Source organism: Phytoamicus setariae (genome assembly GCF_016722925.1).
Classification (GTDB): Bacteria; Pseudomonadota; Alphaproteobacteria; order Rhizobiales; family Rhizobiaceae; genus Rhizobium_E; species Rhizobium_E setariae.
In genome coordinates this window covers 22,353-35,603 of record NZ_JAEQNC010000018.1, presented here as the reverse complement: position 1 = coordinate 35,603, position 13,251 = coordinate 22,353, and the positions used below count along the sequence as shown (strand labels likewise).

15 protein-coding genes, 1 tRNA gene, 1 pseudogene and 1 riboswitch are annotated in these 13,251 nt (G+C 58.8%); of the genes and pseudogenes, 7 read left to right on the top strand and 10 right to left on the bottom strand.

Translation table 11 applies throughout. The annotated features are described in order from the left end of the window. Window positions 1–260: 260 nt before the first annotated feature. Window positions 261–701 carry a lactoylglutathione lyase gene (gene gloA / locus JJB09_RS23840; protein ID WP_201663601.1) on the bottom strand — a complete coding sequence of 147 codons (441 nt, stop codon included), beginning with the start codon at window positions 699–701 and terminating at the stop codon, window positions 261–263. A gap of 192 nt (window positions 702–893) precedes the next feature. Here gloA and JJB09_RS23835 point away from each other — a divergent pair, with 192 nt between their 5' ends. The 3 genes from JJB09_RS23835 to JJB09_RS23825 all read left to right on the top strand — a co-directional run bounded on the left by JJB09_RS23835 (window position 894) and on the right by JJB09_RS23825 (window position 2,120). Further along, the gene (locus tag JJB09_RS23835) at window positions 894–1,472 is read left to right on the top strand and encodes a cold-shock protein (RefSeq protein ID WP_201663600.1); all 579 of its coding nucleotides are present in this window, start codon (window positions 894–896) and stop codon (window positions 1,470–1,472) included. After that, entirely contained in the window at window positions 1,472–1,960 is a 489-nt protein-coding gene (locus JJB09_RS23830) for a DUF192 domain-containing protein (protein WP_201663599.1), read from the top strand. The genes JJB09_RS23835 and JJB09_RS23830 overlap by 1 nt, the downstream gene beginning before the upstream one ends. A gap of 83 nt (window positions 1,961–2,043) precedes the next feature. After that, a tRNA-Pro gene (locus JJB09_RS23825) sits at window positions 2,044–2,120 on the top strand. Between the two features lie 189 nt (window positions 2,121–2,309). On the opposite strand, the gene JJB09_RS23820 is transcribed toward JJB09_RS23825, so the two are convergent. The 4 genes and pseudogenes from JJB09_RS23820 to JJB09_RS23805 all read right to left on the bottom strand — a co-directional run bounded on the left by JJB09_RS23820 (window position 2,310) and on the right by JJB09_RS23805 (window position 5,586). Beyond that, complete coding sequence (locus JJB09_RS23820) at window positions 2,310–3,305, bottom strand: FecCD family ABC transporter permease (protein ID WP_201663663.1); 996 nt, start codon at window positions 3,303–3,305, stop codon at window positions 2,310–2,312. 162 nt (window positions 3,306–3,467) lie between these two features. Continuing rightward, window positions 3,468–4,421 (bottom strand): ABC transporter substrate-binding protein, encoded by a 954-nt coding sequence (locus JJB09_RS23815; RefSeq protein WP_201663598.1) that lies wholly within the window; start codon window positions 4,419–4,421, stop codon window positions 3,468–3,470. A 4-nt stretch (window positions 4,422–4,425) separates the two neighbouring features. Continuing rightward, window positions 4,426–5,142, bottom strand: a pseudogene (locus JJB09_RS23810) (ABC transporter ATP-binding protein); the annotation flags it as partial. A gap of 96 nt (window positions 5,143–5,238) precedes the next feature. Further along, the gene (locus JJB09_RS23805; protein WP_201663596.1) at window positions 5,239–5,586 is read right to left on the bottom strand and encodes a hypothetical protein; all 348 of its coding nucleotides are present in this window, start codon (window positions 5,584–5,586) and stop codon (window positions 5,239–5,241) included. Between the two features lie 110 nt (window positions 5,587–5,696). Beyond that, a riboswitch (cobalamin riboswitch) is annotated at window positions 5,697–5,910 on the bottom strand. A 162-nt stretch (window positions 5,911–6,072) separates the two neighbouring features. Between JJB09_RS23805 and JJB09_RS23800 the strand changes: the two genes are divergently transcribed. Then, window positions 6,073–6,393: a 2Fe-2S iron-sulfur cluster-binding protein gene (locus JJB09_RS23800; protein ID WP_201663595.1), complete on the top strand. Its 321-nt coding sequence runs from the start codon at window positions 6,073–6,075 to the stop codon at window positions 6,391–6,393. A gap of 330 nt (window positions 6,394–6,723) precedes the next feature. Here the strand turns inward: JJB09_RS23800 and JJB09_RS23795 are convergent, their stop codons facing one another. Then, entirely contained in the window at window positions 6,724–7,362 is a 639-nt protein-coding gene (locus JJB09_RS23795; protein WP_201663594.1) for a DUF922 domain-containing Zn-dependent protease, read from the bottom strand. Window positions 7,363–7,460: 98 nt separating this feature from the next. On the opposite strand from JJB09_RS23795, the gene folP reads away from it, so the two are divergent. Genes folP through folK form a run of 3 tightly spaced genes read left to right on the top strand, consistent with a single transcriptional unit; the run spans window position 7,461 to window position 9,242 of the window. Further along, a complete protein-coding gene (folP, locus tag JJB09_RS23790) occupies window positions 7,461–8,348 on the top strand; it encodes a dihydropteroate synthase (protein WP_201663593.1) in 888 nt (295 codons plus the stop codon). Further along, complete coding sequence (folB, locus tag JJB09_RS23785; protein ID WP_201663592.1) at window positions 8,345–8,719, top strand: dihydroneopterin aldolase; 375 nt, start codon at window positions 8,345–8,347, stop codon at window positions 8,717–8,719. The genes folP and folB overlap by 4 nt, the downstream gene beginning before the upstream one ends. Then, window positions 8,682–9,242, top strand: coding sequence for a 2-amino-4-hydroxy-6-hydroxymethyldihydropteridine diphosphokinase (gene folK / locus JJB09_RS23780; protein WP_246748931.1), 561 nt, complete (start codon window positions 8,682–8,684; stop codon window positions 9,240–9,242). The genes folB and folK overlap by 38 nt, the downstream gene beginning before the upstream one ends. A gap of 176 nt (window positions 9,243–9,418) precedes the next feature. Here folK and JJB09_RS23775 read toward each other — a convergent pair whose 3' ends face one another. The 4 genes from JJB09_RS23775 to JJB09_RS23760 all read right to left on the bottom strand — a co-directional run bounded on the left by JJB09_RS23775 (window position 9,419) and on the right by JJB09_RS23760 (window position 13,240). Further along, on the bottom strand, window positions 9,419–9,964 hold the full coding sequence (locus JJB09_RS23775) for a hypothetical protein (protein ID WP_201663590.1): 546 nt from the start codon (window positions 9,962–9,964) through the stop codon (window positions 9,419–9,421). 196 nt (window positions 9,965–10,160) lie between these two features. Further along, complete coding sequence (locus tag JJB09_RS23770) at window positions 10,161–11,213, bottom strand: YcjF family protein (protein WP_201663589.1); 1,053 nt, start codon at window positions 11,211–11,213, stop codon at window positions 10,161–10,163. Further along, window positions 11,210–12,673 (bottom strand): YcjX family GTP-binding protein, encoded by a 1,464-nt coding sequence (locus JJB09_RS23765; protein ID WP_201663588.1) that lies wholly within the window; start codon window positions 12,671–12,673, stop codon window positions 11,210–11,212. Before JJB09_RS23765 ends, JJB09_RS23770 begins: the two co-directional genes overlap by 4 nt. A gap of 54 nt (window positions 12,674–12,727) precedes the next feature. Then, the gene (locus JJB09_RS23760; RefSeq protein WP_201663587.1) at window positions 12,728–13,240 is read right to left on the bottom strand and encodes a SixA phosphatase family protein; all 513 of its coding nucleotides are present in this window, start codon (window positions 13,238–13,240) and stop codon (window positions 12,728–12,730) included. Window positions 13,241–13,251: the final 11 nt, after the last annotated feature.

Sequence of the window (13,251 nt, the reverse complement as noted above, 5' to 3'; positions counted from 1 at the left end):
GATGGTATCCGGTCAACTCGCAACTACTGTTCCCCGCAATTGTTGTCTTTTAAGGTGTTCCGGCGCGGCATTTTTACTGAAGCGCTCGCGAAATGTAAACAGCCGTCAGATTTCCGTGATGGCACTGGTGTGGTGGACCGGGTCGAATCGGCGTCAGAATGCTGGATAGTCCCCGGAGCTTGTGTGAAAACAAATTGCGGCGAAAGCATGAATCGCCGCAATAAATCGTACTTTTTGATGTCGGAAATGTGTTTGCCGGCTTACCAGGCGCCGGTGTTGGCCATCGAAGCCCAGGGCTCGGCTGGCGCAAGGGCTTCGCCCTTTTGCAGGATCTCTATGGAGATTCCATCAGGTGAACGGATGAACGCCATGCGGCCGTCACGTGGCGGGCGATTGATGATGACGCCCTTGTTCTGCAGGCTGGCGCAAAGCGCATAGATGTCGTCGACCTCGTAGGCGAGGTGGCCGAAGTTGCGGCCGCCCGTATAGTCTTCCGTATCCCAGTTGTAGGTGAGCTCCAGAGTCGGCGCCGATCCGGCCTTGGCGGCTTCCATGTCATCGGGCGCGGCGAGGAAGATCAGGGTGAAACGTCCGGCCTGATTCTCGATTCGACGGACCTCCTGCATGCCAAATTTGTTGCAATAGAAATCGAGCGCGTCATCGACGTTTTTGACGCGAACCATCGTGTGAAGATAACGCATTGTAATTCCTCATATTGATGTGAACTGCCTCATATCTGGACACAAAGCCAGCTTGAGGCAAGCCATTTGTGTCAGCAATTTCCGCACAGGATTATAACAGCTAGGACTTGCATATGTTTCATTTCGGGATGTTAATCTCGCAAATGAAGAATCAGTTAACCAGGTTTGTGGTGCGTAAAGGGGCAAGACAGTATGGCGGACAGGATTTCTTCTAAAGAATTTTCCCTCTTTGAGGAGATGCCCGTTGAGCCGGTCGATTTGGTCGAGATCACCGGTGTAATCAAATGGTTCGATGTAGCGAAAGGCTTCGGCTTCATCATTCCTGACAACGGTACGGCCGACGTTCTTCTGCACGTGACCTGCTTGCGCAGGGACGGCTATCAGACGGTTCTCGAAGGTACGCGGGTCGTGGCGCTGATCCAGCGCCGAGATCGCGGTTTTCAGGCTTTTCGCATCCTCTCCATGGACACGTCCACGGCTGTGCATCCATCGCAGATGCCGCCAGTACGCACCCACGTCCAGGTGACGCCGTCGAGCGGGCTTGAGCGCGTTCTCGTCAAATGGTTCAACCGCACGAAGGGGTTTGGCTTCCTGACGCGCGGTGAGGGGACCGAAGACATCTTCGTTCACATGGAGACACTGCGGCGTTACGGGATTACCGAACTGCGTCCCGGCCAAAGCGTCCTCATTCGGTTCGGCGACGGTGACAAGGGGCTAATGGCGGCGGAGATCCACCCAGATATCGTCAACCCGGTCAATCGGGCGCATTGATGCGGAAGCATCGGTTCGAGTTGATGAAGGGCGCCTTTGTGGCGCTCTTTTGCATTCTGGCCCCAGCCACCATGTCCCATGCCGGCGAGTTTCGCACCGAATCGCTGGAGATTCGCACCGCCGCGGGCAAAGTGCAGCAATTTACGGTCGAACTGGCGACAACCGAAGCGGAGCGCAGCCTCGGTCTGATGAACCGCAAGGAGATGGCCAGTGACCGCGGCATGTTGTTCGACTTCGGCGAGAGCCGCCTCGTCTATATGTGGATGAAGAACACCTATCTGCCGCTCGACATGCTGTTCATTTCTGAGAGTGGCCGCATTGAGCTCATCCAGCCAGACCGGCAGCCTCTTTCTGAAAACATCATCGATTCGCGGCAACCGGTGCGATTCGTGCTTGAGCTCAATGGCGGAGCGGCAGCCGAGCAGGGTATCAGGGCAGGGGATATGGTCAAAAGCGCCACAATTTCGCGCGCAGCGCCGCCGCAATAGAAATGCTATGCATATCCACGGAATGTCACATTTAACTGTTGCGGTGGCATAACGAAGCGTGTATCCAGCGCCAATCAGTTGGACGGAGTGTAGCGCAGCCTGGTAGCGCATCTGGTTTGGGACCAGAGGGTCGGGAGTTCGAATCTCTCCACTCCGACCATTGAACTGATTGAAGTCATTGAGACTTTCTGTTTCCCCTCAGCTTTCCAGTTGTTTGCTTAGTAAGCGTATGCGGACGCATTTGCCTCCTGCTTGTTGATGCGCCTTCGCCTTCCCATCGACGCATTGCATGCTGTCTGGGCGCCCAATCTGACCAGAGCACGGCTAAAATTTCTCATTTGCTGTCCGGCTATGATTTCCGCATCACCAGTATGAAGGTCAGGCCTCCGGCAAGGCCCGTCACGATGCCGATCGGCAGGTCTTCCGGTGCCGCGATCAGCCGTGCCGTAAGATCGGCCCAGATCAGTACGATGGCGCCGAGATAGGCCGACAACGGCAGGACAGTTGCGTTGTCGCTTCCTGCAAACATTCTGACAATGTGCGGCACCATCAGTCCGATGAAGCCGATCGCCCCTGAAAACGCCACCATCACGCCGGTCAGCAGTGCAGTCACGATAAACAGCAGCACGCGCAGGCGTCCGACGGCTATGCCGAGCGTTGCTGCCGTCTCGTCACCCATCGCCAGGGCATTAAGCGGGCGGGCATTGGGCAGGATGACCAGCAGCGAGACAAACAGTGCCGCCGCCGGATAGGCCAGGTGTTGCCATTGGGCAAGGCCGAGCCCGCCCAGCATCCAGAACACCACGCTATTGGCCGCGCGTGGGTCGCCGAGGAACACCAGCAGATTGCTCAGCGCCGTGAAGATGAACGCGACGGCGACGCCGGCGAGAACGAGCCGGTCCGCCTCGGTCGAGCGCGTGGCATACACCACCAGCGGTACGATTGCGGTTGCCACCAATGCGCCGCCGAAGGCAAACAGCGGCACGGTTATCAACCCGAGAAACAGGCCCGTATGCAGCAGAGCGAGAATCGCTCCGAAAGCGGCGCCCGAAGAAATACCCAGCAGATGCGGATCGGCCAGCGGATTGCGTGTCAGCGCTTGAAGTACAGCCCCGGTGACGGCCAGCCCGCCGCCCACGCATGCGGCGAGAATCACGCGTGGCAACCGCACGTCCCAGACGATGCTCTCGCGACCGGCAGACCACACAGGGTCAAATGTGGCCGGCACCAGTTTGTTGATGACGATCTGCCACACAGTCTGAAAGGGGATCGACACCGCGCCAAACGACACCCCGGCCGTTACGGACAGAAGGAAGCTGACGAGCAATGCTGTGGCCAGCAGCATGCCACGGATGCTGGTGCCCGAATCGATCCGCGATGGATTTTGGAGGTATGCAATGCTGCGGATGATTCGTTCCATGGAAGGCTTTCGTAGGAATGGCTGAGGTGCCGGACAGGCGGGGCATCAGGCGCGCCCCGCACAATGGTGCCAGTTGGAGGCGGCAACCTACATGGCCCTGGCGTGAAAGGCCTTGGCGAGCCGCCCGATCGCATCGATGTTGCGAGGGCCTGGTGTCGCCTCGATATATTCAAGCACGACGAATCGGTCGTTCTTCACGGCGTCGATGTTTGCAAATGCCGGGTTGTTCTTCATGAAGGCGATCTTCTGTTCGGCCGTCACCTCGCCGTAGTTGACGATGACGATCACTTCAGGGTTGCGCTCGATCACCGGTTCCCATGATACTTCCGTCCAGCTCTTGGCGACGTCGTCGACAATGTTGGTTCCGCCGGCGGCCTCGATCATCGCTGTCGGAATACCGAACCGGCCGGAGGTGAACGGCTTTTCCTCGCCCGAATCGTAGACGAACACACGGACGGGGCTTGCACTTCCGTTTGCGCTGGCTTGAATGCTCGCGAGTTGGCTCTTGTAGCCGTCGACGAGCGCTTTGGCGCGCTCCTCCACCCGAAAGATCTTGCCGAGATTGAGCAGGTCCACATACATGTCGTCCATCGACGGCTTGTCGCGGCCCATGATGTGAATGCAGGATTCCGTCAGTTCGTACACCTTGACGCCGAGCGGTTCGAGGGTTTCCGGCGTGACTTCGCCACCGACCTTCATGCCGTAATTCCAGCCGGCAAAGAAGAAGTCGGCATCGGCGTTCAGCAACACTTCCTTGCTGGGATATTTGGCCGAGAGTTCCGGCAATTGCTTGACGCCAGCGCGCAGCTTCTCATCCAGCGTCTTCCAGCCGGAGACGCCGGTGTAGCCCACCATGTGGTCCTGCAGCTTCAGAGCCAGCATCATTTCGGTCAGGTTGACGTCGTTGGAGACTGCGCGCTGCGGGATGGAATCGAACTCGACTTGCCGGTTGCAACTCGTCACGGTGACGGGGGCAGCGGAGGCGGTGCCGGCAAGCGCCAAAATCATGGCGGCTGTGGTGCTCGTGATGAAAAGTCTCATGTAATTAATCTCCTGAATGGGAATTGAGGGAAAATGTGAAGCGACTGGCAGCCTCGCTGCCTGGCTGAGACAACTGGGCAGTGACGCCGAAGGCATTGGAGACCATTTCGGAGGTCAACACCGCTTCCGGCCGGCCGCTGGCCAGCATCCGTCCATCGTGCATGATCAGCACCGAAGTCGCGAAATCGGCAGCGAGGTTGAGGTCGTGCAACGTGGTGATGATGGTGATGCCGAGCCCCTTCAGCAGATCGAGGATTTCCAGCTGGTGGCGGATATCGAGGTGGTTGGAGGGTTCATCGAGGATCAGCAGCCGCGGCTCCTGAGCCAAGGCCCGCGCGACGAGAACGCGTTGCTGTTCACCACCCGAAAGCGTTGCGAACCGGCGTTGTGCAAGTGAGGTCAGGCCGAGGTGCTCGAGCGCATGTTCGGTCTGTTCGCGGTCGATCTGGGACCAGTGCGCCTTGCCGCGACGCCAGGGAATACGCCCCATGAAAACGATATCGCGGACGCTGAAAGGAAACGCGGCCGGCGATTCCTGCAGTACGACTGCAACGCAGCGTGCGACTTCGGTAGCGCTCATCTGCCAGATGTCTGCTCCGTCGAGCGCCACGGTCCCGAGGCGCGGTTTGAGCCCCCTGTAGAGGCAGCGCAACAGCGTGGTTTTGCCAGCGCCATTCGGACCGACGATCGCCAGCCTTTCGCCCGGCCGCAGCGAAAAGCTGATATCCTCGATCAGCCACCGATTGCCTTTCGCCGCCCAGCCGATGCCTCTTGCGTCGATGCCGATACCCGTTGTCGTGCAGGACATGTCAGAACCTCATCGGCCGTGGCGCACCAGCGGACTGCGGGCAACGTCGCTCGGGTCCGGAAGGGCGGTAGCGTAACGAATCGCACGGCTGCTGCTGGCTTCGGCGAGCATCTCGCTGCCACAAAAGACCGACGCAGAACGCCCTTCGGCTGAGACCACGAGCTGGCAGCGGCGTGGGCATCCCTCGATGTCGACCGATGCCTGAAGGCCAAAATCCTCAGGCAGCACGGTACCGAGTGAAGCGGTCGCCTCCATCATGGAGTCGATCAACCTTATGCCGGGGAGGCAGGGCTTGCCGTGATAGCTGCAGCTTGCATGCAGGACTACCGCATGGCTGCGTGGGCGGGATTCTTCCATGATTGGCCTCCAGGGGCGATAGCCGGAGGCAAAATGTGCATGAATAGCGATTGCGCACAGGTGCGCGCCTCGACAAGCCATGAATTTTCCATCGGAACACCCCGTCCGTTGCGGTTTCGGTTTCGATGGCAGGTCTCCTGGCTCGCGGGTCTTTGCCTGTCTGCACCTTCCCGGCTCACGCCAGTGGTATATCGCAAACAGGCTATCCGCTTACAGTTGCGGGGGCAGCCACGGATCGGGTCCCTGATGGGTAGTCCCTACCGTATTCCCTTTTCAGCCGCTGCCCGTCTTCTTGGCAACAGCACCATCGCCCATTAGGCTGTCATGCTTCCGTGCCCAAGGCAAGGGGCAGCCAGCGACGCGCCAAGATTTTCACAACAGTAGCAATAACGTGTTCAGGCGAGACCGCGTCGCTTCGTCGAGTTGACGGGCCCGGCAAATTCGTGGAAAACGCTTCCCAGTCTAATTCAGTGGAACTTTCAGTAAATGCCCAAACTTACAATTGTCGAATTCGACGGCACGCGCCACGAGATGGAAGCGAGCGCCGGCTCTACAGTCATGGAAAACGCTGTCCGTCATTCGATAGCCGGCATCGTCGCGGAATGCGGCGGTGCATGTGCCTGTGCAACCTGTCATGTGTATGTCGATGATGCTTTTGCCGAAACCGCCGGCAAGCCGGATCCGATGGAAGAGGATATGCTGGACTTCGCCTACGATGTCCGGCCGACGTCGCGGCTCTCATGTCAAATCAGAATGACCAGCGACCTGGATGGTCTGGTTATTCACGTGCCGGAAAAACAGGGCTGACAAGCCTGAAAAGCGGACAAAAAAAGCCTCGCTCTCTTGAAGGATGAGCGAGGCTAGATAGACGCATTGCCATACAGGCGAGGGAGGAGACACCTGCAGCTACTTTATGCGCCTAGGGAAACCACCGAACAACTACATCTGACTGTCTAAGCCATGACGTCTATGCCATCTGTAATTGCTATGATGGACAGTAGTTTAGGAAGTGCGCAAGTGCAATCCGCAGTTCTCATCGGTTAATTAACAGGATTTGCCGCAAGCTTCGCGCAAGTTGCGAATCCGCATCGCGATCCGCATTCTCAGGTTGTGAATATTGCCCTGTTGGCGGCGGAACTATTCCGATGGATTGCTCGCGATGCGATATTTCAGCAGGCGCATCATGCGATTCTCGAAGTTGGCGGTTTCGATCCTGTCGAATCGCTGCTGATCCTTGTCGTGATCATCCATTACCTTTTGCGAGATCTTGTTGACCTTCGCCTTCAGCGTTGCGCAATCTCGCGCCGGCGCCAGCGCCAGAATTTCGCGCTCAAGCTTGCGCGCATGGTTGCGGGCGATTTCGGCATGCCGCTCCTCATGTCGCTTGATATCCGAGGAGAGAGTATCCCAGGCGAGGGCAAGGGTCGGGTCGGCTTTGCGACGGTTCTTCCAGCGTGGCAGCATCAGCTTGGTGGATAATGTCACCTTTGCTCCGCCGACACGGCACGAGTGGCCTTTGGTCACGAACGTGGCCGCGCCGGCAAAGCGTATTTCGGTTACACCCGGATGGTGGAGGCCTGTCGTCTTCGACCGCGGGCCACGGCGGCTCATTTCCCGATCGAGATCGGCGGCTGTCCGGCCTCCGATCGAAAAATAGCTCGTTGTTTTCCGGATGATCGTCTCGGCGGAAGAGTTTGTCGGCACGCACAGGCAAGCGGCAAGGCAGAGCAGAAGCGACAGTTTCGCCGAACGCCGGAAAAGGTTTGATTGTGTCATCTGATCCTCCGCTCAGCGTCAAAATATACTAGGGACATTGTCTGGCGCTTCGCAATATGCAATCTGCAGAAAAACCCAAACAGAGGGGGAGACTCGCCATGCCATCGCCATTCGACCCGTTCTCCTGGCAGCTTGCCCACGGGCGGTCGCTGTGCCTGGGTCCGAAGGCGCGGCTGATGGCGATCCTGAACGTCACTCCCGATTCATTTTCCGATGGCGGTTCAAACGCAACCACCGAGCTTGCAATTGAAAACGCGCTGAAGGCGGTCGCGGATGGTGCGGATATCGTTGATATAGGTGGAGAATCGACGCGCCCCGGTGCCGCCGCAGTCTGCGCTGCGGAAGAACAGGATCGCGTCCTGCCGGTCATCGAGGCGCTTGCTCGACAGAGCGATGTGCTCATCTCCATCGACACCTACCGGGCCGAGACCGCAAGGCGTGCGATTGCTGCCGGCGCCCACATCGTCAATGATGTCCATGGGCTGCAGCGGGAGCCGGATATCGCTTTGGTCGTGGCGGAAAGCGGCGCAGGCGTGGTGGTCATGCATACCGGCAGGGGCCGCGAAAAGCATGCTGATGTGATTGCCGACCAGTTCCTGTTCCTGCGCCAGTCGCTGGCGATTGCCGCTGCTGCGGGGATCCGCGACAGCCAGATCCTGCTTGATCCCGGCTTTGGCTTCAACAAGGAAACCGCCGACGACAATTTCGACCTGATGGCAAGGATCGGCGAGTTGTTCGAGCTGTCGCATCCATTGCTGATCGGGGCATCGCGCAAACGTTTCCTCGGCGCGGTAACCGGGCGCGATGCACCAGATCGCGATACTGCAACCGCGGCGACCAGCGTGATCACCCGTATGGCCGGAGCGGCGGTTTTCCGTGTCCACGATGTCGCAATCAACAGGGATGCGCTTCTGGTCGCGGATGCTATGCTGAAAGCCAGCTTGAAATACCAAAATTCGACACATGGCAAGGAACAGAACCCATGAGCGGCACCTATACGATTACCCTTGCCAACTGTGCATTTTTCGCCCGTCACGGCGTGATGGACGAAGAGGAGGTACTGGGCCAGCGCTTCTTCGTCGATGCAGAGCTTGAAGTGCGGCCGGCCGGCCCTCTTGAGAATGATGCGCTCGATTCCACGGTCGACTATGGTGTCGCTTTCAAGGTTATCGAGAAGATCGTCACCGGTCGGAGATACTTCCTGATCGAAGCACTTGCGATCGATATCGCCAAGTCGCTGGAAGCACAGTTTCCGCAGATTTGTCGTGCCAAGATCACCCTGAGAAAGCCGAATGCACCGGTCGCGGGCGTGCTCGACTATGTGCAGGTCAGCGTCGAGCATCGTGCAGGTGAGTGACAACAGTCGTACTGCCTGGCTGGGTCTTGGTGGCAATGTCGGTGATCCCATCGCATCCATGAGCGAGGCGTTGCGGCGGCTGGACCAGGCTGCCGATTGCAGCCTTGTGGCCGTTTCGCGGCTCTATCGTACGCCTCCATGGGGCAAGACCGATCAGGCCTGGTTTTTCAACGCGGCGGCCGCGGTGCAGACAAACCTCCCTCCGTTTGATCTGCTGGAGCTCTGCCTCGATATCGAGCGGGCGATGAAGCGCGTCCGCCAGGAACGCTGGGGCCCCCGCACCCTTGATATTGATGTCCTTGCCTATGAAGGGGAAATTCTCGCCGACGAACGGTTGACCCTGCCGCATCCGCGCATGAAGGATCGCGGCTTCGTGCTGATGCCTCTCGCCGATATAGCGCCGGATCTCGTGATTGACGGAAGGTCCGTAACGGGCTGGCTAGACGATGCCGACAAGGCGGGAATCGAAGTTGCCGATCAGGCGCGCGACTGGTGGTCAAAAGTTTCCCACGACGGGCTCTGATTTTTCAGCGATAGCCGAGTTCTCGGAAATAGGGCCAGCGTAGATTTAAGCCATCTTCTTCCGGTGCTGCGAGCAGTCCACGCCCGCTGTGCTGCTGGTATGCTGCACGAGGCAGCTTCCGGAAACGAAAAAGCCGGGCTCAGCACCCGGCTTTGTCAGAATTTCTGGCGTATCGACTACTTGATCGAGCCGACCGCAATCTCTTCGGTTTCGCGGTTCAGGTTCATGCCAATAACCGGGATCATCTGATCCTCGACCTTCACCGAAATCGTTACGGTCATCGTATTTTCGCCCTGCAGCCGCGCAATCATCGCACCGTTGAGGCGCTGACGGGAAATGCCGACGACCATCTTCTGGCCGGAAACATTTCCGGAGACGATGTCGAGGCCCTTACCTTCGGCGCCATCGAGGAACTGGCCCTTATAGCTGCGGCCTGCGGCTTTGATGACAGCCTTCATCGGCTGCTTGAAAACGCCGACGCGGCAGTAACCATCAAGTGTAATCCCGGTGTTCTTTTCTTCCGGAACGCCGGTCAGCTTGCAGTTGAACTTTGTACCTTTGTACTTGCCGGCAACGATTTCGCCGGGGCCGTTCCATTCGCCGGCCACGCCCTGGAAGAAGATCTTGTCACGGCTTCCAGCTGTAGCCGGCATTGCCGTCGCCAGCAGCGCTGCACCGAATGCGGCTGCCAAGAGATTGGACGGTTTCAACAGCGAAAACATGAAGCTTCCCTTCGGTGAGCTTAAACAATACCTGTCGGCAGTCTTCGCCGATAATGGTTAATGGAGGGTTTCTCTTAAACACAATTAACTGCTTTGGGCAATGGCGCGTCGATTGAGAACATTACTAAAGGGTATGGCGAGCCTGCGCAATTTTACAGACTGTTGTGTTGATGCCACCCGTGTAAAACAGGCATTTTCATTGGCTGTTGCTTGAAGTGCCGGTCAAATCACCGATAAAATCGGAAATTCCCGGCCGCTTCACAGCTTTGAAGGGCAGTGGGCGCAAGAGATCCATCGCGGCGATACCGATGCGCGCCGTCATCAATCCATTGACAACACCTTCTCCCAGTCGAGCCGATACCTTTGATGCGAGTCCATGCCCGAGTAACTGCTGCACAATTCCATCGCCAATTGCTATTGAGCCGGTGACTGCCAGATGGGCGATGACATCGCGGAACAGCCGCAGCATTCCGAGTTTGCCGGGATGGGTCCCATAGGTTTCGGCGACCGCGCGGATGAGCTTTGTGGCTTCGAACAGGACGTAGCCAAGATCGACAAGTGCGCGTGGACTGACGGCTGTCACGATCGATACGCGCTTGGATGCGGCCAGTACGAGCTGGCGCGCACGCCGGTCTGCCGGTTCCAGCAGTTCCAGTTCTGCAAGGTCGAGCAGCCCCTTCGAATCGATGATGTCATCGGCGGTTGCGGCCAGACGCTGCCGGCCTTTGGCTGTCGCCGGGTTTGTCACCGAGAGCCGGACAAGCCTGTCGACGACGGCGCGTGCGTGGGCAGGTTGCCGGTCGAGTGCGGCGACTTCGGCTTCCGCCTTGAGTGCCTGCACGGAGGTGAGGCGCCTAAGGCCCACGAGTTCGCGGGCGGCCATAGCCAGAACCGCGAACACGGCCAGGGCAGTGGCGGCTATCGCCGCATAGCCAAGCCAGTCCGCCCGGCTGAACAGGTCGCGGATCAGCCCATCGATCCAGAGACCCAACGCAGCCGATAGCAGCACGCCAAAAGCCGCCATGAACAGGCTGAGGAAAGAGAACCCCTTTTTCGAAGGCGTCGCGACCTCAAGCGCTGGCACATCGCTGCCGGAGAGAAACGGATCCTCCTCGTCTGGCGTCATGATGACATTGGCATCAAACGAGGTGGGCGTTCTCGCAATGGGTTTCTTTTCCAGCCCTTTGGCTTCCGGCTCGAAAGCGAAGGCCTGGGGCTTGCGGCGTGTTTTTCCGGTGTCGTCGGTCATGCCAGCCGGTCTCCGATAAGGAATTGTAAGGCGCGGTCGAGGCGGATATGCGGCAGCGACAGCTTGATGCCACCACCGGTGTCTTCGAGCTCCGGTGGCCGGAATCTGACCGCATTGATGCTCGGCAAGTCCTCCGAAGCACGCTTGTCGAAGAAAATGTCGGGATTCTCAGGCAGATCGCCGGGGAAAATGGCTGTCTTGCGTTCGCCGTCGAAAATTTCACCGCCGATCTCCTCGTTCTCGATCGGCGTTCCGACGATGACGGGAAGCTTTTCGCCATCGCGAGTAACGGATGCCTCTCGCGTTGCTCGCACCGAGGCCAGTGCCAGCACTTCAATACCGGCACCGGAGCGCCCGATATTGGCAATCGCGCGATCGACGAGCCGTCTGGTAATCGCCTCCAACCTGTCATGGCTTTCGTGATGCAGATGATCAGCCTTGGTGGCCGCTACCAGCACGCGGTCGATTTTCCGCGTAAAGAACGACGACAGGAACGAGTTGGTGCCCGGCCGGAACGACGACAGCACGTCTCCGAGCGCACTTTCCAGATCTGCAAGTGCCTCTGGCCCTCGATTGATTGCCTGAAGCGTGTCGACAAGCACAATCTGGCGGTCGAGGCGGGCAAAGTGCTCGCGGAAGAAGGGTTTGACCACATGGGTCTTGTAGGCCTCGTAGCGCCGTTCCATCATGGCGTGGAAACTGCCTTTTGCGGGCCTGCCATCGGCAAACTGCAGCAGTGGCGCGAAGGTCAGTGCAGGTGAGCCGTCGAGGTCGCCGGGCATCAGGAAGCGCCCCGGCGCCAGCGCCGAGAACGAGTGCTTGTCATCCTTGCAGGCTTTGAGATAGGCCGTGAATGCGACCGCGAGATCGCGCGCCTTCATTTCATCGGCCGGAGCATCCGGATCGATTCCGGCGGCAAGTGCCGTCCAGTTCGCCCCGAGCGGGCGGCGGGAGCCGGTAGAAGCCAGCTTTACAGCGTTTTCCGAGAAAGTTCGGTAATCCTGCTCCAGCAACGGCAGGTCCATCAGCCATTCGCCAGGGTAGTCGACGATATCGATAGACAGCTTGCCAGCCGAAAACATCCGGCTCCAGGCGCTGGCGCTCTCGAATTCGATCGTCAGCCGTAGTTCGGAAATCGCCTTTGTCGAATCAGGCCATAGCCGCTTGCCGATCAACGCACGAATGTGATCCTCGTACTGGAAGCGGGGCACCGCATCGTCGGGTTGCTCCTCGAGCCGCACTGCTTTTATCCGTCCTGCGCGCTTTGCTTCGAACAGGGGCAGGCGGCCGTCATTAATGAGATTGTGGATCAGTGCGGAAATGAACACCGTCTTGCCCGCTCGGGAAAGTCCGGTCACGCCCAGTCTCAGTGAGGGATTGAGAATGCCGCTTGCCTTGTCGGCCAGGTTTTCGAAGGCAATGATCGCTTCATCGGCGATGTTGGTCGGTGATGGTGGCAAGACGTGATCCCATTCGCAAGTGCTGATCGAGATATAGGTTCGTCTGCGTCGCGATCAACTCGCCGTCAGCAGGCCGATTGGTTTGCCTTTGTGCAGGAGGTCGGCGGGCAGGGGACTGGCGAATTCGAGACTGAGCAAGCCGGCTGTCGGATAACCGAATGCAAGCGCGGTTTCCGCAGGGCCGCTGGCCATCAACATGCTTGCAAGCCCTTCGATCATCGGATTGTGACCAACCAGCAGCAGGCTGCCCTCGTGCCGGTGCTGCCGGATTTGTGCGAGATAGGCCTCCACTCCTTCGGAGTAGAGTGCGCCTTCGAAATGGGGCTGCGGCCCGCCGGCGACCTCGGTAAAAATCGCCGCCGTTTCGAGGCATCTTTGTGCGGGGGACGCCACGACATGACGCGGCTGCAAACCGAGCGCATGCGCCTGCCGGGCCACATCAAGGGCTTCTGCGCGCCCGCGTTGATCCAGCGGCCTGTCAAAATCGCGGGTGCCGGCTGCAGGCCATGCGGCATGTGCATGCCGCATCAGATGGAGCCGGAAAACATCTCCTGTATCAGTCGCCATTCAGGTTCGCC